This is a genomic window from Arthrobacter sp. SIMBA_036 (genome assembly GCF_046535135.1).
Taxonomy (GTDB): domain Bacteria; phylum Actinomycetota; class Actinomycetes; order Actinomycetales; family Micrococcaceae; genus Arthrobacter.
Genome location: NZ_JAWRXG010000003.1, coordinates 109,760 through 128,732 on the forward strand (window position 1 = coordinate 109,760; position 18,973 = coordinate 128,732).

Below are 18,973 nucleotides of genomic sequence, written 5' to 3' on the forward strand. Positions count from 1 at the left end.
ACCAAGGAACCAGCACGACGACGATCAGCACACCGGGCGTGACAACCACCGGCTCCAACGAACTCATCCTTGCCTTCATAAGTTCGGACGGACCGAATTCCGCGAATTCAGCCCGCATCGCCGGCGTTGCCGGCGCGGGGCTCACCTGGACACTCCGACAAAGAACCAACACGCAACCAGGCACCGCTGAGATCTGGCAAGCCGTTGCCCCCGGCCCGCTTTCGAGTGCGACCATCACCGCCACTCAGGCCTCGGGCAGTTGGCAGGCAGCCATGACGGTTGTCGCCTTCCGCGGGGCAGACACCGCAACCGGAGCAATACTTGGTTCGAACGCCTCCTCGGGCGCGCCGACGGCCACCCTCACCACCACCAGAGCCGGGTCCTGGATCTGGGGCGTGGGCACCGACTGGTCCAATCCGATATCCCACGCGCCGGGGTCGAATCAGACCCTGGTCGACCAGTATCTGGCGCCAGCGGGAGACACGTACTGGGTCCAACGACAGAACTCCACCACTCCGACGACCGGCACGCCTGTGACGATCAACGACACCTTCCCAACATCGGACCAGTGGAACCTCGCGAGCATTGAAGTTCTCGCCGCGCCCTAGCTCTGGGCTCGTTCCTAGTTCCAACCGTCCGCCAAGGACCTGACCGGACCAATTTCAATCAGGTGACCTATGCCACCCCGCGGACCTCTTCCACGAGCCAATGCGGCGCGTTGACGTTCCACGAGCTTGGGGGTAACCTCGGCGCCAAGCTGGCGCGAATGGATCACTGCACGCGTGGCTTACAGAGACGGGGAATTGGTCATGCAACAGGCGTATCGGATTATCTGTCACATCATCGCCGCTTGTGTCGTCATTCAGGCTGCCGCCATTGCCTGGGCGACGTTCACTATGGGCCAATATGTACAAGACGGCAAGCCCATCACTGACAGTACGGACTTCGCGGGTTTCGACGTCCATCAGGTTGTGGGCCAGTTCGTCATCCCACCGTTGGCCCTCGTGCTGTTGCTCATTGCTTTGATCGGCAAGCTCGGTGTCAAGTGGTCGGCGTGGCTGCTACTGGTCGTCGTGATTCAGGTCGCCCTAGCTTATGCATCCTTCGCCGTTCCCGGTCTGGGGATCCTGCACGGCATCGTCGCATTCGCCGTTCTGGGGCTGGCCGAAGTCGCCGCCCGTTCCGTCGGCGCACCATCCAGTCACTCCCGGGCAGCACAAGCTGGCCCCGCGACGTAGGTCCAGCGGTAGCACGGGACCCGTGCCGATCCTTTGAGGCCGTGCACTTGAGACCCAAACCCACGACCCACGACCCTCGACAACCGACCCATCATTCTGGAATGCGCGCCGTTTGGTTGACCGCCGCAATGATCCTTGGCGGGGATGGGGGATGACGCCCGGGTGGAGCCAGGCGATGCTTGCAAGCCAGGCACTACTGATAGAGGATGTGATCCATCATGTCTGACGACGACAAAATCGAAGTCCGCTGGCGGTCGGAACCTGAGGAGCAGGATTATCCGGGTGCCACTGACTACTTGTCCCTTTTGGCGTCCGATGAAGTGGTGGCCTCCGTGGTCCTGGCGCTCAAGGGCGCGCCGATACAGCACCGCAAAGCAAAGGACATTCTCAGGGCGGCGCGGCTGGTACTGCTTCCTGAGGACAACGCCCACGTGGCGGCTGACTTGCAGAAGATAAAGGATGGCAAGAAGCTGTCGCCTATTCTCATGGTCAGGGGCGACCTGGCCCGGGGTATCCCGGCGCAGGTGGCTGACGGCTACCACCGGGTATGTGCAAGCTACTACACGAACGAAAACACCGATATTCCGCTAAAACTCGTTGACGTGCCGGGGTAACCCGGCAGGCCTAGTTGCTGGCAGATCCCCTCGGTCTACACTCCAGTCATGACGGTCTCTATCGACGTGCACGTTGTTTTCCCCCGCAAGCTGGCCGCGGTCCGGCGCGTGGTCGCCCCCGGTGAGGTTGGCTCGGCATGGGGGCCAGCGGTGGGACAGGTCTGGAATTTCATCCGCAGCCAACCGGGCCTCTGGTCGAACGGCCATAACATCTTCGTCTACCACCATTCGAATGAGCCGGGCGCGACCATCCTGTGCGAGTTCGGCGTTGAAGTCACGCGTACCTTCGAAACGGCGGGCGAGGTCTACGCGACCGAAACGCCAAGTGGTGAGGCTGCCGTGGCCATCCACCGCGGGCCGTACGACCGGCTGAACGAGACGTACAACGCGATCGACGAGTGGATGGCGGGGAATCGTCGGGAGCCTGCCGGGCACTCATGGGAGATCTACGGAGATCCAACGCCGGATCCAGCCCAGACTGAGACAACAATCGTGCGCCTCCTCAAGTAGGAGCCAACAGGCCGTGCCCACTGTGCCTGGAGCCCGCCACCCGTTGAAGATGACAGGTTGTCCGGGCCGGAACTGGCTTGCAGCATTACCCTCGACGCGCCGTGACTCCCACCCGGGCGGAGCTTGCACTGTCCATTAGCATTGCTGCCAATTGACCAACGAGACAGGGAAGTCGTTTCATGCACTATGTCGTCCTGCAGGTGATCCTTAAAGAGAAACTATTGGGAACTGGTTCGGGCAACCTGACCGCCCTTGAAAAAACGATCAACGACCAAGCCGCGAAAGGCTACCGTCTCCACACCATCACTACAGCGAGCAGCGGTAGTAAGGGGCTGGGCGGCGGTGACCGCATCCAGGCAACGATGGTTTTCGAGAGCATTGGTTAGTCGCTCAGCAGTGATTTCTAGTCCCACCTGACCACGAGGTCCGCCCGCTCCTTCGTCGTCTCGATATACCGCGCGTTGTTTTCATCGGACCCATGTGCCCATGCTTCCGCGGCGGCCGGCTCCATTCCGGCGTCGATGTGCCGCTGAATGAGGCGTGACATGCGTTTTTCCCGTTCCGTCTCAACGAACCAGACCTCATCCAAGTAATTGCGAACTTTGTCCCAAGGGCCCTGCTCGGCCAGGAGGTAGTTGCCTTCAGTGAGGACGTATGCCGTTGAGGTGGGAATGGCTATGGACGCCGCGATGGGTTCTTCAAGGCCGCGGCGGTATTCGGGTGCGTAGACCAGCTCTTCGTCGTTGTTCCTGAGACGTTCCAGTATGGAAAGGTACCCGCCGACGTCGAACGTGTCGATGGCTCCCTTCCGGGCGCTGAGCGGCGTGCCGCTAATGATGGCGTTGGCGAGGTGGAAACCGTCCATGGGCACGACGGCGCTCTCCTCGCCAAGCTCCTGACGCAGAAGTTCGGCGAGCGTGGACTTGCCCGAACCCGGAGAGCCGGTAATCCCGATGATCTGACGCTTTCCCGCGACGGACCGGCCGCGGACGCGGTCAGCCAGGTTTACGACGTCGCCCGGAACGATCAGCTGCACTGACGCTCTCCCACGCCAGGGGACAGCGTAGCGCGGCGAAGCCCAGGCCTCATCGAATGGAATCGCCCTTGAGCGTGCCGTCCAGCAGCGCCTGCAGCTCCCGGAAATGCCGTTCGGTGGCTTCGTGGTGGTACGCGGAGGTGTCGGCCATGGTGTAGCCGTGAGAGGCGCCCTCATAGATTGTGTTGGAGGCGGTGAGCCCGGCTTCATCGAGGGCCTGGCCCAGACGCGACACTGCGGCCGGATCCATGCTGGGATCATGGTCGGCGTGCCCGAACACGAATTGTGCCCGTGCATCGCGCAGGCCCAAGTGTGGACTGTCAGACGCGTCGGTCGCCAGGCCCCCACCATGGAAACCACCGCATGCGGCTACCAGCTCGGGGTGAGCGGTGGCGGTACGGACGGCGAGCCTGGCGCCCATGCAGTATCCGGTGGTGCCAATGGGGCCGGGGCGCACGCCGTCGAGTTCTGTGATGGCGGAAACCCATGCCTGAATGTCCGGCAGCGCTTTGTCCGGCGTCAGGCGACCTACCCGGGGGAACGCAGCCTTGCCGGCGGCTTCCCTGCCCTCCTTGGTGGACATATCCAAGGTTGGGGCGAGGTCTTTGATGGAACCTTCACGGTAGAACACGTTCGGCGCCATGACCACATAGCCCCAGTCCGCAATGCGCTGGGCCATTTCTTCGATGCGGGGGCGCAGACCAAACGCGTCCATATAGAGAACGACGCCGGGAAAGTCACCTGTCCCGGTGGAGGGGCGGACGACTAAGGCTTCTGCGGTGCCGCCGGGGGCGGGAATGTCAATAAGCATGCGTTTACACTATCGGAGCCACCCCGGGAATTCCCTAGAACAACGGCCAGGGCACAGCTGGCATTTCACCGCTCGGGGCAGGAAACCGCCCCGTCAGACGCAACCGGTCGCAGCGCGCATGGAGGGCTGCGATTTCTCCAGCGCTGAGCAAGCCAGCCAGCTTTCGGCCCAACTCGCCATTTAGTTCTTCAGTGACACGATCGATGCCGTCGCATTCCTCGGAGGTCAGAGCGTCTCCCACCCAGCCCCACAGCACAGTACGTAGCTTGTGGTCACTGTGAAAGGTGAGCCCATGGTCCACGCCGTGCCGGTGCCCGTCCGTCATGGCAAGGATGTGGTTGCCTTTGCGGTCAGCGTTGTTGACCACCAGGTCGAACACCGCCATGCGTCTCAGCGCCGGCGAGTCTTCGTGGATGAGGGCGACCATCCGTCCGTTCTCATCCTGTCCCTCAAGAACGTGTTTCCAGCCTGTCTCCGGTGCGTCCTCGGCGGCAACAAGGTCCACTGCGTTTTGGCTGGGGTCTTGCTCCTGCCAGAGCTGCACCATTCCTTCGCCCAAGGGACCACCGCGCAGCCAGGTGTGCGGCACGACGTCCCAGCCGAAGACCTCCGAAACCAAGTAGGCGGCTACCTCCCGATGGGCGAGGGTGCCGTCGGGAAAATCCCACAGCGGACTTTCGCCTGCAATCGGCTTATAGACCACCGGCACGTCGCCGATGCTGCCGAGGAAAGTGGCGTTTGAGGCCGTCGTAATGCGGCCGGTAAGCGTCAGCTCGGCGGTCACCAGGTCCAGCGCCGGCATTAGACCTCAGGAAGGGTGCAGGTGTGCCCATCGGCGTCGATGGGATAACCGCAGAGCGGGCACATGGGACGCCCGGCGTCGACGATCTCACGGGTGCGCTTGGCGAACGCGCGGGCAGTGCCGACCGGCATGCGCACCAGCAACATCTCGGGCACTTCAGCGACGATCTCGCTCAGCGGCTCGACGTCGTCATCAGTATCGACGTCGGTGAGGGGGTACGCCTCGACGACGACCTGCGCAGTGGTTGGGTCCCAGTCCAAGGTTATGGCGCCGGTGCGAAACTGCTCGTGAGGAGCCTCGAGCGGGTCATTGTCGACGAGTTCAACAGGAGTTCCCGTAGGAATGCTGAAAGGGTTGCCGTCAATGGTGATGAGCTGGTCGAGAATTTCGTCAATCTTCTCCGCGAGTAAGGCAGACTGCTGCTTTTCGAGGGCAATACTCACGATCTGCGACCCTGCGCGCACCTGCAGGTAGAACGTCCGCGCCCCGGGAAGGCCAATAGTGCCGATGACAATCCGATCAGGCCAGGCAAACTCGTGAACGCGTGTAGGCATGTCAGTATTTTAGGCACATGGAATTCATGGCGTCTTCTGCCCTGCACCGCCGCCCACGGCCGCATCGCCAGAACTCATGCCATTCGACAACCACGACAAATCACCCGCTTCGGTGTTGATCGCGTAGACGCTCGGCCGGCTGGCGCCGTAGTGAACGATTGATACGGAGGCCGGGCTCACGTTGATTCGCTGGAACAAATCCAAGTGCATCCCGAGCGCGTCGGCGAGGATTGACTTGATGACGTCACCGTGACTCACGGCCACCCACACGGCCTCTCGCCCGTTGGCGGCTTCGAAAGCGGCATCGTGACGCCGAATGGCAGCCACGGAGCGTGCCTGCATCCCGGCCATGGATTCACCACCCGGAAACACGACGGCGGACGGCTGAGTCTGCACCATCGGCCACAATTCCTCGGTCGCGAGATCGCGGAGTTTACGGCCCTGCCACTGGCCGTAATCGCATTCCGTGAGATCGGGATCCACCGGCGCGTGCGGCGTGCCGGTCTGACGCTCGAGGATGAGTTGCGCGGTCTCCTGACAGCGTTCCAGGGGGCTCGAAACCACCCCGGCTACGGGCACGGACGCGAGCCTGTCTCCGGTCAAAGCCGCCTGCTCGCGTCCGACCTGGTCCAGGCTGACGCCGTCCGCCCGACCGGCCAGCAGTCCACTCGCGTTGGCTGTGGTGCGGCCGTGCCGCACGAGAATAAGTGTCGCCATCCCCCCAGCCTAACCATTCGGGCATTCGCCTGGCCCCAGGACCCGAGGACCCAAGACCCAAGCGCTCTACGAGCAGCAGCTCAAACAGACCTGAACGTCGGAGACAGCCCACCGTGAGAAACTGCTGCCGCCGACCAACCCCCGGGCGGGTATCGAGTACTACAGTTGACCTATGGCTGCCAGCCGCAATCCGCTTGATGACCTGCGTGAAACCATTGGCCACCTGGCCAACCAGCTCAAGCTGCCCGGTGCCGAGCGGGTCGATGACCTGATGGGCGATCTCATCGGTGCCAGGCCCGGCCCTGCCCGGCCGCTGTCAGAGGTTCAGGCCGAGCTCGACGCATTGGTGGGGCTGGAGACCGTGAAGGAACAGGTGCGGGCCCTCGTCGCATTGCTCCAGGTCCAAGCGCGGCGTAAGGCCTACGGCCTGCCGGAGGTGGCCACATCACAGCACCTGGTGTTCCTCGGAAATCCGGGCACGGGCAAGACGACCGTGGCGCGGCTACTGGCGGAAATGTACCGCGCGGTCGGTCTGCTGCAGAAAGGCCACCTGGTCGAGGTCGACCGTTCGGGCCTGGTGGGGCAATACGTCGGGGCGACGGCGATCAAGACGGACCGGGTCATTCGGCGTGCGCTGGACGGCGTGCTGTTCATTGACGAGGCCTACGCACTGGCCCCCGAAGACGGCCGGATGGACTTCGGCCCCGAAGCGATCGAGGTCCTGCTCAAGCGGATGGAGGACCACCGCCATCGGCTTGTCGTGATCGTGGCCGGGTATCCGCGCCTGATGGAATCCTTCCTGCTCTCCAACCCCGGACTGCGCTCCCGGTTCGCCCGCGAGATCACGTTCCCTGACTACTCCGTTGACGAACTCCAGACGATCTTCCAGCAGATGCTGGCCCAGCACGAGTACACCTTGGAAGCGGGGGCGGAGGAGATGCTGCGCCGTGTCCTCACCGGGCTCCATGCGGGGGAGGACTCCGGCAACGCGCGGTTCGCCCGCACCTTGTTCGAGCAGGCCCTCAACCGGCAGGCCCTACGGCTATCGCTCGACGAGGAACAAAGTCTCGACGCGCTCGATCGCGACGCCGTCATGACGCTCACTGCCGAGGACATAGTGGAGGCTGCGCTCGCCTTGGGTGAAGTGCCGGAGCCGGAGCCGACGGCGGAACCGGCGCGCTCGCGGTGGTGGCGCTGGCTGGAGTGACCAGATGGGCGGGATCTTACGCAGCGAAACAGTGCAACGCTTCCTGGAACCTGCCTGAATACCTGCATTTGTTCTCGGAGTGGTATTCCAGCCGAGGCCCCGGCGGCTGACTGAATCGGCCACGCCTCCCAGCACGTCGCGGGCGAGGACCGCCGCGCACGCGCCCACGCCGCCCATTAAGGTGGCGTGGAAGGTGAGTCCAATTATTGTGGACGGGACGGGCCATAGCTGGAGCGCAAAGTAAGCAATGCCCCACATATGGCACGGAATCGGGCGGGGAAACTCGAGCAACCTCGGAAAGGAACAGACAAATGAAGATCACCGGCGCAGTTCTTGAAGAAATCGGCCGTTCTCGTCCCTTCGCTGAGTCACGGCCCATCACCATTTCGGAGCTTGAGTTGGCAGGCCCTGGCCCCACCGAAATCCTCGTCCGGCTCGAGGCCGCCGGGATTTGCCACTCGGACTTGAGCGTCGTCGACGGAAACCGGGTCCGTCCCGTACCAATGTTGCTCGGACATGAAGCGGCCGGACGTGTTGTAGAGGTCGGCTCCGAAGTCAACGATCTGCAGCCGGGCCAGCGGGTGGTCATGTCTTTTCTTCCCCGATGCGAAAAATGCGCGAACTGTGCAGAGGACGGCCGGCTACCCTGCACTGCAGGATCAAAAACAAACGCCCAGGGAGTCCTGCTGCACGGATCCGCGCATCTCACCCGCGATGGGGAGACGATCTTCCATCACCTTGGCGTTTCGGGCTTCGCCACCCATGCCGTGGTCGACAGGGCCTCCGCAGTACCTGTCGGCGACGACGTTCCACCGGAGATCGCTGCTGTCCTTGGATGTGCTGTCCTTACCGGCGGCGGGACCGTGCTGAACGCGGCCCGCCCGAAGCCTGAAGACAGCATCATGATCGTCGGGCTTGGTGGCGTGGGGATGGCCGCGCTGATCACTGCTGTCTCACAAGGCGTCTCACGCATCGTCGCCGTGGATACCCTTGACGACAAGCTCGAGCATGCCCGTAGGCTCGGTGCCCACGAAACCTACACGCCGCAGCAGTTGCTCGAGCAGGGGATAAAGGCCAAATTCGTTATCGAATGCGCAGGAAACCCCAAGGCCTTCGAAACTGCCTTCGCTGCCACCGCTGTGGGTGGGACCACCATCACCGCCGGGCTTCCCTCACCCGATGCGCGCGCTCAGATTTCTCCCATGACCATCACCGGCGAAGCCCGCACAATCATCGGCAGCTACCTGGGGTCAGCAGTACCGGCACGTGACATCCCTAAATACGCCCAGCTCTGGCGCGAGGGGAAGCTCCCCGTTGAAGAACTGATCACCACCCGCATCGCCCTGGCCGATATCAACCAGGCCATGGATCAGCTGGCGGACGGAAAGGCGGTCCGGCAGGTCATCATGTTCGACGCCGATGACGAACACCCGAGGTAAATGGCGCGGCGCGGATCGACAGGCTTCGCGAGGCACGTCCTCGGAAGCCCTCCTGTGCTTCGTAGCGGCCCAGAAGCGAGCTGCTGCAGAAGTACGTGGCTGAAAGGGAGGAGCCCACTTCCGCGTTATGAATCCATGTTTCATGATGTGGGGTATGAGCAGAATAATCGGATGGATCGCGGCGGCTGCGGTCGTGACCGTCGTCTTCTGCAGTGTGTACATTGCCTTCCAACAATCTGGCCGGAGGTCCGCTGATATTGCACCCGCAGCGGCGGCCGCGTCCGCGGTACAGATGCTCGCCACGTCTGTCCCGTCCGTCCCGCGTCTCGAATTGACCCCGGAGAGCGGGGTTTTTGTGCTTGTGTACGGCAGCGACGACAGACCCGAAGCGGGAACGGCAACTCTTCACGGCGTACTTCCAACCGTTCCGGCGGGAGTTCTCGACACGGCACGAAGGTCGGGCGCGGATGCCGTGACATGGCAGCCTGAACCCGGGCTGCGGCTGGCGGTTGTTGCCCGGTCGGCAGAGGGAAAGGTTGTAGTTGCCGGGCAATCGCTCGCCCCCTACGAGGCCACGGACACCATGGTCATGGTCTATTTGATGCTCGGATGGTTCGGTTGTGTCCTCCTCCTCGGGGCCGGGTTCGCAGTGTCAGTTGTACTCGGGCACCACCAAAGCCGGGCGTTTGGAATTCGTTAAGGCCGGGGTCGGTACGGCCCTGCCCGTGCTCCCATGGAAGAGAGCGGCAGACAATGTGCTCATCCCTACGGAAATGGAAGATCCAGCATGGGAACAGCATCGAACCAAGCCCCCGACGTCACGGAAATTCGGGCTTTCCTCTCGATTGACGACGAAGGTGACTTCGCCTATCACCAGTCGGAAGAAGCAATGCTCGCAAGTTTCGAATATGTGAGTGAGGCCGCGTGTATCATCGACCCGGCGGGCACCCAGTACCGCCTCAGCCTTGACTCGGCGCGTCGGCTTCGACTGAGTCCCGGGCTGGGCAAGGTCGACGGAAGCTGGCTCAAGCAGGCCTGGTTTACGGCGCTGAGGACGCACTCACAGGAGCACCGAGTCCGCCGCCTCCTGCCCACGGATCCGGACGCCATGCTTGCGGAATTGCTTGAAGTTCTGGCGCTGGAGCAAGGAATCCGGGAACCGGGTGCTTCGTGGCGAATCACCGCTGCAGGGGTAACTGAGATGGCCCCGACAATGGCAGAGGTTGACCGGCGTATGAGCGAGCTGCGCCACCATGAAGGGCTGCGGGTGCAGGACCCCCGCGGCCACATCTACCGGCCGGAATGGCTCCACCAGCACCTGAATCCGGGTAAGCCGTTCTATGTCGAGCTGCCAGTAACGTCCCGGAGCAACAACTAAGCGGCTAGACCGTTGTGCCACCCGTTGGCGAAGCCGAAAGTCGGGCACCGGTCATCAAAGGCACTGGAACTCCAGTTTCCGGGTACGCACAGGGATCCAGTCCTCGGAGGCACCACGCCCGGGTTCATTGCAGGATGCTGCTCGGAGCACCCAGTACAGTTTATGAATATGCTCAGGTTCAAGTTCCGGTTGAATGTGCCCACGGGCAAGGTCTGCACCGCCTGGACCCTCGCCGCCCTGATGGTTGCTGCTGCTGTGCCAATGGCAAGCGCTGACGACACTCCGCCGTCAGGGTATCCCTCGTGGGCAGATGTCCAGGCCGCAAAAGACAATGCCGCTGCCAAGAGCGCCGAGGTCCAGAAGATCAATGCGCTTCTGGACGGCTTGCAGCAGCAGGCATCCTCACTTGGGGCTGCTGCGGTCAAAGCGGGCCTGACCTACGCGCTGGCGCGCAATAACCTTGATGCGTCAACAGCAAAGCTGAGTGCGCTGAAGGATCAGACTGACAAGGCCCACGCTGTGGCAACGAAGTTAAGGCGGCAAACAGGCGCCCTGGCCGCTCAGGACTACATGAACAGCGGAGCGAGTTTGGGTCCGTTGGTGGAACTGAACGCCCTGCAGAGCCGCGATGGGATGCAGCAACTGGGCGTCATGCAGATCGTCGCGCAGCGCACTTCCGATCTGTACAACCAAGCACAGGCTGCAGAGGCTGTCGCGTCGTCACTGGATCAGCAGCAGGCAGTCGTCCAGGCAGAGAATGAGCGGCTGGCCAGCGACGCCCAGTCGAAACTCACGGCGGCACAGGCGGCCCAGTCGGCCGCCGAACAGAAGGTGGCGGAGGAGACCAAATACAGCGGTACGCTGGTGGATCAACTGGCGAGCCTGAATAACACCAGCGCAGCCGTCGAACAGAATTATCGTGCAGGGGTCCAAGCCGAGGCGGCCTACGAAGCACAGCAGGAAGCCCGCCGCGCCGCCGCAGCAGCGGCAGCCGCGCAGGCACAAGCGCAGGCGGCAGCTGCCGCGCAGGCCGCTGCGGCCGCCCGGGCTGCAGCTCCCGCCGCTCCTGCGCCCGCGCCTGTTGTCGCTGCGCCGCCGTCGTCGGACCTTAGTCCGGTGGTATTGCTGCCCAACATCCCTCAAGGGGCCGTCAACGATCCGGGCGGGGCGCAGGCCTATGCCGCGTCGCAACTGGGTGCGCACGGCTGGGGCGGTGACCAAATGAGCTGCCTGCTCAAGTTGTGGAACCAGGAATCCAGTTGGATGACCAACGCTACAAACCCCTCCAGCGGGGCCTACGGCATTGCGCAGGCATTGCCCGCAGAGAAGTACGCCTCTACTGGTCCGGACTGGCTAACGAACTACCGCACCCAGATTAACTGGGGCCTCGGGTACATTGCGGGTCGCTATGGATCACCGTGCGGGGCTTGGGGCCATGAGGTGTCCAACAACTGGTACTAATTAGGGGCGGGTCCGCCCTGTGAGCGGGCTTAGCGAAGCGATAAGGCCCTCAACGCGGGACTTGATTTCATCGCGGATTGGACGGACTGCGTCAACACCCTGCCCTGCCGGGTCTTCGAGCACCCAGTCCTCGTAGCGTTTGCCCGGGAAGTATGGGCACTCATCCCCGCAGCCCATCGTAATAACGACGTCGGACTCCCGCACAGCCTCGGTGGTGAGGACCTTGGGGATCTCGGCGGACATGTCGATGCCAAGCTCTGCCATCGCCTTGACGGCGGCGGGATTGACCTGCTCCGCCGGTTGCGAACCGGCGGAACGGACCTCGATCGCGCCGCCTGCGAGGTTGGTCAGGAACGCTGCCGCCATTTGCGAACGGCCCGCGTTGTGGACACATACAAAGAGGACTGAGGGCTTCTTGGCGGCTTCGGTGCTCATGGTGTTTCTCCTGGCTCTGGTGCGGATGGGTCCGGTTGCTAATGATCAATATGCGGATGATGAGAGGCGCCCCAAGGCTGCGGTGCCTTCTAAGCTGCGTGGAGGCGTGGGGCAAGATCGGTGACCCGCCGGGCAATGTCCTTGAATGCGCACTCGAATGCAGTTGGCGTGTTGGCCCGTAGGGGGTCCGGGACGGACCAGTGAACCCCTTGGAGCGAGGAGAGTTCCTCATGGGCGTTGTCGCAGACTGTGACGATGAAGTCCTGACCTGTGGCCACTTCGTCCAGGTGGCGTGGGGAGAGGCTCCTCAGGTCCAGGCCATGCCGGCTCGCTACGTCGATGGCGCCGGATGCAACCTGCTCAGCCGGGTGGGTGCCCGCAGAGGCAGCCGGGATGTCGCTGGCCTCGCGCCAGAGGGCGGATGCCAGCTGGGAGCGGGCGCTGTTGTGTGTGCAGACAAACAGGACCCGGCCCGCCGCGTGCCGGGCTCCAGGGGTCAGTCCGGCCAGCGAGCCGGGGGTGAGGCTGATGTAGCTGCGGCGCCGGTCCGCTTCGGAGCGGTGCCGCCCGATCAGTCCGGCGCTCTCGAGGGTGCGCAGATGGTGCGAGAGCAGGTTCGAAGGGATGCTGAGTTCAGACTGCAGCTCGCTGGGGGAGTAGTCGCCGAGCGTGAGCATGTCAATGATCCGCAGGCGGGCAGGGTCGGCCAATGCGGCGTGCTTCACCAGCCGCTGCTGGAAGTCATCATTCTTCAGCTCAGTTTTCATTGGTTCAATTTTGACTGAGTTAATTTTGTGGGTCAAGCTGATGACATGACTTCACACCATCCGCCATTGTGGCGCCGGGCCTTGGCCGAGATGCTTGGCACGTGCCTGCTTGTTGCCATTGTGGTTGGCTCTGGGATCGCCGCGCAGCATCTGTCTCCAGGCGACACCGGGCTGCAGCTGCGGGAGAACAGCACCGCGACGGTTCTGGGCCTTGCGGTGCTGATCTTGGTTTTCGGACCCGTCAGCGGTGCTCATTTTAATCCCGTCGTGTCGGCCGCCGACTGGGCCTTGGGCCGCCGGCAAGGAACCGGATTGTCGTTGCAGGAACTGGGCGCGTACGTGGTGACCCAGACAGTGGGTGCGATCGGCGGCAGCGTCCTGGCGAACGTGATGTTCGACGTCGGGACCTCCATCTCGGGCAAAGACCGGATGACTGCCGGGCACCTGGCCGGTGAGATCGTCGCCACCGCCGGGCTGGTCCTGCTCATCTTCTCCCTCGCCCGTACCCATCGCGGGTTACTCGCAGCACCGGCCGTTGGGGCCTACATCGGCGCCGCTTACTGGTTCACATCCTCGACCTCGTTCGCGAACCCGGCGGTGACCGTCGGGCGGATCTTCAGTGACACTTTCGCCGGTATCGCCCCTGGCTCAGTCCCAGGTTTCATCCTCGCCCAGATCCTCGGCGCAGCCCTCGGCCTCGGCCTGCTGCTCGCACTGTTTCCCGTAGCGGCACCTCCCGCGGACGACGTCGTTATCCCGCACCCGGCCGAAGCGAACGGCTAACGCGCGCCTGATATCAATGCTTTCCCGCGCAAGGACGGGTCCCCTAGAACACCGCATCAGTTACGGCGGCCGTCAGTTGATGGATGACGTCGGTGCGCTCTTCTACGCTGCCCAAGTCCTCTGCCTTGGTGTAAATGACCAAGGCGTAGGTGTGGCCGTCCTTGGTGAGGATGGCGGCGTCGTGAAGTTCCCCGCCGAGCTCTCCGTACTTGTGATAGACCGTGACGCCGGCCGGCAAGGCAGCAGGGATGAGCGTCTCATCATTGGTGTCCTGCATGGTTGACAGCAACTGCGCGGTATCTGCCGAATTCAGCAGCCTTCCGGAATAAAGGCCAGCCAGGATGCGGGCCATATCTGCCGTGGTGAGCGTGTTGTCATTCGGGTTGTAGTTCACCCCCAGCGAGGCCGCGTAATCCGTCAGCCCCTGATAACCCACAGCATGTTCGATCAGCGACCACGAGTCGTTGTCGCTTTGCTGGATCATTGCCTGCAGCTGGAATGCCGCGGAATAGGCCCCCAATTGGTCATCAAGGGACGCTGCACCGGTCTCAACGAGGTGATAGTAGGCTTCGGCAGCCAAGACCTTGGCGGTGCTCGCGGCCTCGAACGGCTCATGGATCCCGTATTGATGAACCGTTTGGCCCGTGGCGGCATCCCCGGAGATCTCAAGGAGAGCCACCCCGACCTGGTACTGGTCGTTGGCGTCGATGATGCCGTTGATCTTGGCGTCCAGATCCGGACCGACGCCGTCTCCCGCCGCCGCTGCTGCACCAATGCTCGGTGGAGCAGCGGGCCGGGCGGACGCTTGCTTCTTCGTCGCGCTCGACCGGGCGGCCGACGTCGAACGGGCCTGCGCAGCCGAGTGGACACCAACAGGCACCGCGACGGCTAGGAGGGCGGCGCACGTCGCCATAATCAACGCTCGACGGCGGCGAAATGCACGCGATCGCAGCCCCGAGACATGACGACCGGCGGGACTCTCACGCGAATGCACGGACCAAGGCTCTTCCATAACTGGTGATGGTAACCAGGAGAGCTATGCGGGAGCTTTGTATTTGCTGTTGCCCAACCCGAAGTTGCCCAACCGGAGTTGCGCGCCCCGAAGTTGCCGAAACACAGGCTGGAGCGCGGCCTGCTACAGGGAGGGCAGGTCTTCCGAGGCGAGCGACAGGCGAGGGTCCAAAAGGTCGTTCCCATCCGCAATCGGAACCAGCCGGGAGAGGTATTTCCCCCGTGCGGCTTCGATGAACCCACGGAAAAGCCCGAATTCCTCGGGAAGTTCCTCGGGGTGCCACTGCACGCCGACGGTGAAGGTGTTAGCCGGGTATTCGATGGCCTCCACAACATGGTCATCACTCCATGCCGTCGCCACGAGTCCGTCCCCGAGCTCGGCTACAGCTTGGTGATGGGCCACCGGAACAGCTTTCAAGCCCGGGCCGATGAGTCGGGCCAGAACCGACGTGGGCCGCACATGGACAGGGATTCGGTTGAAGTTGTAGCCGCCCAGCTGGTATTTTCCGCCGTCGACAATGTCGGGGAGGTGCTGATGGAGGGTACCGCCACGGGCGACGTTCAGCAGTTGTTCGCCTCGGCAAATGCACAACAAGGGAAGGTCTTGGCGGATCGCTTCGTCGATCAGCGCCCTCTCCCAGGCATCCCTTTCGGGATGAGGCCGATCGGTCTGCTCGTGAGGTTCTTGGCCGTAGAGGGAAGGATCCACATCCCATCCACCGGGGACCACCAAGCCGTCCAGCCGACTCACGAGAAGCTCAATCACTCCCGGAACCACCGGTTGCGGTGGCAGGAGGACGGGAATACCGCCGGCTTCCGTGATGGGGGTGAGGTAGGTTTCAGGGAGGAAAGCTGCATTTACGGTGCCACAACCGTCCGTTGCGGCCTGTTCGAGGTAAGTAGTCAGGCCAATCACGGGTTGCATGGCTGCGTCGGTGGTTTCCACGGGTTCCTTCCTGGGCATTTCGCAATAATTCTAAGGCTCCGCGAGCCACGCAATGTTTCGTCCAGGTCAATTTCGCATGTCAGTACGATCACACTCGTGGCGTGCCGCTAACCCTTCAACGGCACGACGGCGAAGCGGCGGTTAGCCAGCGACGGTACCTTCGCCCGGACTTCTTCGATCCGGTGCAATGAGAGTTCGGAAAAAATCATGCCGGGGGCCTCTCCAGCGTTGGCTATGACGACTCCGAACGGGTCCACCACCATGGTGTGGCCTGTAGCGAGGGGCCCGGACTGGTTGGCGGTGACCACGTAGGACGTGTTCTCGATGGCACGGGCGCGGACCAACGTTGTCCAATGGTCTTCCTTTCCCGGACCAACAATCCACATGGCCGGAAGCAGCAGAACGTTAGCACCGGCGTCGATCAAGTGGCGTGCGCTCTCCGGAAATCGCAAGTCGTAGCAGGTCATCATGCCCAAAGACAGACCGCCCATGGTCAACAGCTGCGGCTGCGTGACGGTGCCGGGCTCGGTGCCGGAGCTCTCCTGGTAACCGAAAGCGTCGTATAAGTGGACCTTCCGGTACACGGCGGTGACGGCACCCGACGCGTCGAGGGCCACAAGGGTGTTGTAGGGGAGCCCGTCCGGGTTCGACTCCGCAAGTCCCACCACCACAGGCAGGTGGAGGTCCAAGGCCGCCGCTGCGATACTGCCAATGAACGGGCCGTCCAGCGGCTCGGCCACTTTGGCGAGGACGGCAGGGGGCTCGTTGCTGGCATAGAGGCTGGACTCGGGAAGCACCAGCAGGTCTGCGCCGCCGCGGGCCGCAATTGTCATCATGTCCAGGATGGCGGTCAGGTTGGATTGCGGGTCCTTGCCAGCGCTGAATTGTCCCGACGCGATTCTCATGGAACTAGGGTGCGCCTTTGCGGCGCCGACGTGAACCCCACGTAGCGTGAGCCTCATCGTCCTCCGGGACGGGCATGGAACGTCATGGATGCACGGATGGGGGTGGGCGGGTTCCTACGACCAGAAGTCGTCCAACTTGCCCGTGTCATCCGAATACTCATGCCCTTCCGTAACTTTACCGTCCCGCAGCACAAACGTGATGACCGTGGGCACGTCCACGGATTTGTCGCCGTTAGTAGCCTGGGTCCGAACGATCGAGACCGTGTGGCTATCCCCGCCCACGATGTCCTGGACTTCGGCATGGAAGCGGCCTTGGGTTCGCGACCCTAATTCACCGAAGTACGCAAATATCGCGTCCCGGCCCTGCTTCGTTCCGGACAACACATTGTTTCCGCCAACGTGCCACACCGCGTCGTCGGTAAACAGTTCTCCGAGGGCAGCCATGTCCCCGGAGTTAAAGGCCTCGAACCCCCGGCGGACGATTTCAACATTTTCTGCGTTTCCCATGACGGGACACCTTTCCTTCATCATCATTGACTGGTGGTGTTGTGACGAATTAACGGTATTCCTGCATTGCGTAAGCTGTCGATGGGAAACAAGCCGGAGTTAGACGCCGGGTGTTGATCCAGCCCTGGCCCTTCTTGAGAGGACAGCGACCAGTGCCGCGATGCACACGAGCAAACCCATACTGACAGGGCCGGTTCCCCAGGCCAGGCCGCCACGTTCCGGGGAAACAGCTGTCCAGTCAGCGAAGGACGCCCCGAGTGGCCGCGTCAGGATATAGGCACACCAGAAGGCGGGAATGGCCGACAACCAGCTCCGCCAGTAGACGACGCCGACCCCAGCGATCGCCAGTGCGAACAGGACACCTGACGAGAAGTAGCCAAGGTTCAGGCTGTACGCGGTCATGTCCCCGAAGGCGGTACCAAGGGCGAACGTGGACAGCACCGTTGCCCAATAGAACGCTTCGCGGCGCACAGTGTCCACGCTGTGGATCGACAAGGTGCCTTCAGACCGGTACCAGAGAACAAAAACGGCGGACAGCACGACGACGAAGAACGCCACGGACAGCACATAAGGGACACCCAAAACCACATGCACCGCATCGGCCGCCATCGTTCCGAAAACACTGACCATGACCACAGCTAGCCAGTAGATCCAGGGGACGTAGCGGCGGACGAGGAACTGCAGTAAAAGTGAGCCAACCAGCCCAACCCCGCCCAGAGCCAATGCTAATGCCGGGTTCATGCTATGGACCAAATAGTCCGACGTCGTTTCACCCATCCCAGTTGTGAGAACCTTCGCCACCCAGAACCCAGCCGTAATTTCCGGGACCTTGACTCCGGCCAAGCGGCCTGGTGTGCCGCCCCGTGCAGGAGTAATGAGTGCAGGAACGTGGCGTGCAGGAAGGCCTGACTGGGCAGAGTCGAGTGCAGTGTCCTGCGGTTGGGAATCTGTCATCCGGCGATTCTCTCGCACGATTCCAAGAATCAGCTGAGTCCGCCGGCCCGCACTGGGTTTGCGCGCGCGGTAGCTGCTTGGAATCAGCGGGCTTCGGCCTGAATGCGGTCGTGGATGCTCTGCGGCATGGTGGAGCATGCATCGCCGTCACCGCGCCGATCGGCATGGTCGGCCGCCGTGTCATTGATTCCTACGGTGGCTACGGCTGCCTGCCACCCACCCAGGCCGACCAGCTGCTTGGGAACCCAAACATTGGCAGCCCCATTCACGAGGTTCCATACTGCAGGATGGACGCCGGACCCGAGGTAGATCCCTCCATTCGGATCCCGCCGGACCAGGTCCGGCAGCGGCAGGACACCCATCAGCTGCGCCGACTGGTAGTCCGTCAAACTCCAAGGCGGTGCCCCAAAGTAATACCAGCTGGCGGCGCACACGCCATACAGGTGGGGCCCGAATTGGGCATAGTTCAGATAGAGTTCCAAGGTTCGTTGGTGACTCAACGTGTAGCTGAATTGGGTGGCTAAAACAGCCTCAATCCCTTTTCGGAGAGCACTCTGGTCGTCCCACAGGAAGATGTTTTTTACCAGCTGCTGCGGGATGGTGGAGCCACTGGGGTCAGGCTTTCCCTGAAAATATGCCTGGGCCCTGGCCTGGAAGTCTCCGACGTCGAAAGCTCCGCTGCGGGTGCCGAGCTGCTCGTCCTCGTGGGCGATGGTCGCCGCCAGCAGGCGGCGGCTCATGTGGTCGATCGAAACGAACTGATAAACGTTCGGCTCACCAGCCTCGAGCATGTATGCAGTGCGCGGCGGTGTCACGCCCATGCTGAACATGAATGCAACGACTTGCACCAGAACCAGGGGCATGATCAAAACCAGCAACAGCTTCAAGCGCCACTTTC

Annotated in this window: 24 protein-coding genes; 11 read left to right on the forward strand and 13 right to left on the reverse strand. The window is 62.6% G+C overall.

What is annotated here, in order from left to right; all coding sequences use genetic code 11:
- Window positions 1-38: 38 nt before the first annotated feature.
- The 5 genes from SB659_RS05485 to SB659_RS05505 all read left to right on the forward strand — a co-directional run bounded on the left by SB659_RS05485 (window position 39) and on the right by SB659_RS05505 (window position 2,748).
- Complete coding sequence (locus SB659_RS05485) at window positions 39-608, forward strand: hypothetical protein (RefSeq protein ID WP_284978482.1); 570 nt, start codon at window positions 39-41, stop codon at window positions 606-608.
- 174 nt (window positions 609-782) lie between these two features.
- Window positions 783-1,238 (forward strand): hypothetical protein, encoded by a 456-nt coding sequence (locus SB659_RS05490; protein WP_284978481.1) that lies wholly within the window; start codon window positions 783-785, stop codon window positions 1,236-1,238.
- Window positions 1,239-1,456: 218 nt separating this feature from the next.
- On the forward strand, window positions 1,457-1,852 hold the full coding sequence (locus SB659_RS05495) for a hypothetical protein (protein WP_284978480.1): 396 nt from the start codon (window positions 1,457-1,459) through the stop codon (window positions 1,850-1,852).
- A gap of 48 nt (window positions 1,853-1,900) precedes the next feature.
- Entirely contained in the window at window positions 1,901-2,362 is a 462-nt protein-coding gene (locus SB659_RS05500) for a GyrI-like domain-containing protein (RefSeq protein ID WP_410549743.1), read from the forward strand.
- Between the two features lie 179 nt (window positions 2,363-2,541).
- Window positions 2,542-2,748, forward strand: coding sequence for a DUF4177 domain-containing protein (locus tag SB659_RS05505; protein ID WP_410549744.1), 207 nt, complete (start codon window positions 2,542-2,544; stop codon window positions 2,746-2,748).
- Between the two features lie 17 nt (window positions 2,749-2,765).
- Here the strand turns inward: SB659_RS05505 and SB659_RS05510 are convergent, their stop codons facing one another.
- Genes SB659_RS05510 through SB659_RS05530 form a run of 5 tightly spaced genes read right to left on the reverse strand, consistent with a single transcriptional unit; the run spans window position 2,766 to window position 6,282 of the window.
- Window positions 2,766-3,398 (reverse strand): nucleoside/nucleotide kinase family protein, encoded by a 633-nt coding sequence (locus tag SB659_RS05510; RefSeq protein WP_410549745.1) that lies wholly within the window; start codon window positions 3,396-3,398, stop codon window positions 2,766-2,768.
- 49 nt (window positions 3,399-3,447) lie between these two features.
- Window positions 3,448-4,209: a dienelactone hydrolase family protein gene (locus SB659_RS05515; protein WP_410549746.1), complete on the reverse strand. Its 762-nt coding sequence runs from the start codon at window positions 4,207-4,209 to the stop codon at window positions 3,448-3,450.
- 34 nt (window positions 4,210-4,243) lie between these two features.
- On the reverse strand, window positions 4,244-5,011 hold the full coding sequence (locus tag SB659_RS05520; RefSeq protein WP_410549747.1) for an SCO1664 family protein: 768 nt from the start codon (window positions 5,009-5,011) through the stop codon (window positions 4,244-4,246).
- Window positions 5,011-5,565 (reverse strand): DUF3090 domain-containing protein, encoded by a 555-nt coding sequence (locus tag SB659_RS05525; RefSeq protein WP_284978474.1) that lies wholly within the window; start codon window positions 5,563-5,565, stop codon window positions 5,011-5,013. The genes SB659_RS05520 and SB659_RS05525 overlap by 1 nt, the downstream gene beginning before the upstream one ends.
- Before the next feature lie 24 nt (window positions 5,566-5,589).
- Complete coding sequence (locus SB659_RS05530) at window positions 5,590-6,282, reverse strand: histidine phosphatase family protein (protein WP_410549748.1); 693 nt, start codon at window positions 6,280-6,282, stop codon at window positions 5,590-5,592.
- 172 nt (window positions 6,283-6,454) lie between these two features.
- Here SB659_RS05530 and SB659_RS05535 point away from each other — a divergent pair, with 172 nt between their 5' ends.
- From SB659_RS05535 to SB659_RS05555, 5 genes are all read left to right on the forward strand, one after another.
- Complete coding sequence (locus tag SB659_RS05535) at window positions 6,455-7,489, forward strand: AAA family ATPase (RefSeq protein WP_284978472.1); 1,035 nt, start codon at window positions 6,455-6,457, stop codon at window positions 7,487-7,489.
- A gap of 311 nt (window positions 7,490-7,800) precedes the next feature.
- Entirely contained in the window at window positions 7,801-8,928 is a 1,128-nt protein-coding gene (locus SB659_RS05540; protein ID WP_284978471.1) for an alcohol dehydrogenase catalytic domain-containing protein, read from the forward strand.
- A gap of 154 nt (window positions 8,929-9,082) precedes the next feature.
- Window positions 9,083-9,628 carry a hypothetical protein gene (locus SB659_RS05545; RefSeq protein WP_284978470.1) on the forward strand — a complete coding sequence of 182 codons (546 nt, stop codon included), beginning with the start codon at window positions 9,083-9,085 and terminating at the stop codon, window positions 9,626-9,628.
- 87 nt (window positions 9,629-9,715) lie between these two features.
- Window positions 9,716-10,306 carry a hypothetical protein gene (locus SB659_RS05550; RefSeq protein WP_284978469.1) on the forward strand — a complete coding sequence of 197 codons (591 nt, stop codon included), beginning with the start codon at window positions 9,716-9,718 and terminating at the stop codon, window positions 10,304-10,306.
- Window positions 10,307-10,474: 168 nt separating this feature from the next.
- Entirely contained in the window at window positions 10,475-11,767 is a 1,293-nt protein-coding gene (locus tag SB659_RS05555; protein WP_284978468.1) for a hypothetical protein, read from the forward strand.
- Here the strand turns inward: SB659_RS05555 and SB659_RS05560 are convergent, their stop codons facing one another.
- Window positions 11,768-12,202, reverse strand: a complete 435-nt coding sequence (locus SB659_RS05560; protein WP_284978467.1) for an arsenate reductase ArsC — start codon at window positions 12,200-12,202, stop codon at window positions 11,768-11,770.
- Window positions 12,203-12,291: 89 nt separating this feature from the next.
- Window positions 12,292-12,969 carry a helix-turn-helix domain-containing protein gene (locus tag SB659_RS05565; protein WP_284978466.1) on the reverse strand — a complete coding sequence of 226 codons (678 nt, stop codon included), beginning with the start codon at window positions 12,967-12,969 and terminating at the stop codon, window positions 12,292-12,294.
- Window positions 12,970-13,014: 45 nt separating this feature from the next.
- On the opposite strand from SB659_RS05565, the gene SB659_RS05570 reads away from it, so the two are divergent.
- Window positions 13,015-13,752 (forward strand): aquaporin, encoded by a 738-nt coding sequence (locus SB659_RS05570; RefSeq protein ID WP_410549749.1) that lies wholly within the window; start codon window positions 13,015-13,017, stop codon window positions 13,750-13,752.
- 43 nt (window positions 13,753-13,795) lie between these two features.
- On the opposite strand, the gene SB659_RS05575 is transcribed toward SB659_RS05570, so the two are convergent.
- The 6 genes from SB659_RS05575 to SB659_RS05600 all read right to left on the reverse strand — a co-directional run bounded on the left by SB659_RS05575 (window position 13,796) and on the right by SB659_RS05600 (window position 18,938).
- Entirely contained in the window at window positions 13,796-14,665 is an 870-nt protein-coding gene (locus SB659_RS05575) for a serine hydrolase (RefSeq protein ID WP_284978464.1), read from the reverse strand.
- Between the two features lie 222 nt (window positions 14,666-14,887).
- Complete coding sequence (locus SB659_RS05580; RefSeq protein WP_284978463.1) at window positions 14,888-15,727, reverse strand: gamma-glutamyl-gamma-aminobutyrate hydrolase family protein; 840 nt, start codon at window positions 15,725-15,727, stop codon at window positions 14,888-14,890.
- 89 nt (window positions 15,728-15,816) lie between these two features.
- Entirely contained in the window at window positions 15,817-16,614 is a 798-nt protein-coding gene (locus SB659_RS05585; protein ID WP_284978462.1) for a carbon-nitrogen hydrolase family protein, read from the reverse strand.
- Window positions 16,615-16,728: 114 nt separating this feature from the next.
- Window positions 16,729-17,121 (reverse strand): nuclear transport factor 2 family protein, encoded by a 393-nt coding sequence (locus SB659_RS05590; RefSeq protein ID WP_284978461.1) that lies wholly within the window; start codon window positions 17,119-17,121, stop codon window positions 16,729-16,731.
- A 99-nt stretch (window positions 17,122-17,220) separates the two neighbouring features.
- Window positions 17,221-18,075 carry a hypothetical protein gene (locus SB659_RS05595; RefSeq protein WP_284978460.1) on the reverse strand — a complete coding sequence of 285 codons (855 nt, stop codon included), beginning with the start codon at window positions 18,073-18,075 and terminating at the stop codon, window positions 17,221-17,223.
- Window positions 18,076-18,158: 83 nt separating this feature from the next.
- On the reverse strand, window positions 18,159-18,938 hold the full coding sequence (locus SB659_RS05600; protein ID WP_284978459.1) for a transglycosylase domain-containing protein: 780 nt from the start codon (window positions 18,936-18,938) through the stop codon (window positions 18,159-18,161).
- Between the last annotated feature and the right edge of the window lie 35 nt (window positions 18,939-18,973).

Excerpts from the sequence above, each read along its gene's own strand:
- SB659_RS05525 (WP_284978474.1), bottom strand. The coding sequence starts at position 5,565 with ATGCCTACACGCGTTCACGAGTTTGCCTGGCCTGATCGGATTGTCATC.
- SB659_RS05530 (WP_410549748.1), bottom strand. The coding sequence starts at position 6,282 with ATGGCGACACTTATTCTCGTGCGGCACGGCCGCACCACAGCCAACGCG.
- SB659_RS05585 (WP_284978462.1), bottom strand. The coding sequence starts at position 16,614 with ATGAGAATCGCGTCGGGACAATTCAGCGCTGGCAAGGACCCGCAATCC.
- SB659_RS05500 (WP_410549743.1), top strand. The coding sequence starts at position 1,901 with ATGACGGTCTCTATCGACGTGCACGTTGTTTTCCCCCGCAAGCTGGCC.
- SB659_RS05555 (WP_284978468.1), top strand. The coding sequence starts at position 10,475 with ATGCTCAGGTTCAAGTTCCGGTTGAATGTGCCCACGGGCAAGGTCTGC.
- SB659_RS05545 (WP_284978470.1), top strand. The coding sequence starts at position 9,083 with ATGAGCAGAATAATCGGATGGATCGCGGCGGCTGCGGTCGTGACCGTC.
- SB659_RS05580 (WP_284978463.1), bottom strand. The coding sequence starts at position 15,727 with ATGCCCAGGAAGGAACCCGTGGAAACCACCGACGCAGCCATGCAACCC.
- SB659_RS05520 (WP_410549747.1), bottom strand. The coding sequence starts at position 5,011 with ATGCCGGCGCTGGACCTGGTGACCGCCGAGCTGACGCTTACCGGCCGC.
- SB659_RS05515 (WP_410549746.1), bottom strand. The coding sequence starts at position 4,209 with ATGCTTATTGACATTCCCGCCCCCGGCGGCACCGCAGAAGCCTTAGTC.
- SB659_RS05505 (WP_410549744.1), top strand. The coding sequence starts at position 2,542 with ATGCACTATGTCGTCCTGCAGGTGATCCTTAAAGAGAAACTATTGGGA.
- SB659_RS05600 (WP_284978459.1), bottom strand. The coding sequence starts at position 18,938 with ATGCCCCTGGTTCTGGTGCAAGTCGTTGCATTCATGTTCAGCATGGGC.
- SB659_RS05595 (WP_284978460.1), bottom strand. The coding sequence starts at position 18,075 with ATGACAGATTCCCAACCGCAGGACACTGCACTCGACTCTGCCCAGTCA.
- SB659_RS05535 (WP_284978472.1), top strand. The coding sequence starts at position 6,455 with ATGGCTGCCAGCCGCAATCCGCTTGATGACCTGCGTGAAACCATTGGC.
- SB659_RS05550 (WP_284978469.1), top strand. The coding sequence starts at position 9,716 with ATGGGAACAGCATCGAACCAAGCCCCCGACGTCACGGAAATTCGGGCT.
- SB659_RS05540 (WP_284978471.1), top strand. The coding sequence starts at position 7,801 with ATGAAGATCACCGGCGCAGTTCTTGAAGAAATCGGCCGTTCTCGTCCC.
- SB659_RS05560 (WP_284978467.1), bottom strand. The coding sequence starts at position 12,202 with ATGAGCACCGAAGCCGCCAAGAAGCCCTCAGTCCTCTTTGTATGTGTC.
- SB659_RS05590 (WP_284978461.1), bottom strand. The coding sequence starts at position 17,121 with ATGGGAAACGCAGAAAATGTTGAAATCGTCCGCCGGGGGTTCGAGGCC.
- SB659_RS05565 (WP_284978466.1), bottom strand. The coding sequence starts at position 12,969 with ATGAAAACTGAGCTGAAGAATGATGACTTCCAGCAGCGGCTGGTGAAG.
- SB659_RS05570 (WP_410549749.1), top strand. The coding sequence starts at position 13,015 with ATGACTTCACACCATCCGCCATTGTGGCGCCGGGCCTTGGCCGAGATG.
- SB659_RS05495 (WP_284978480.1), top strand. The coding sequence starts at position 1,457 with ATGTCTGACGACGACAAAATCGAAGTCCGCTGGCGGTCGGAACCTGAG.
- SB659_RS05575 (WP_284978464.1), bottom strand. The coding sequence starts at position 14,665 with ATGGCGACGTGCGCCGCCCTCCTAGCCGTCGCGGTGCCTGTTGGTGTC.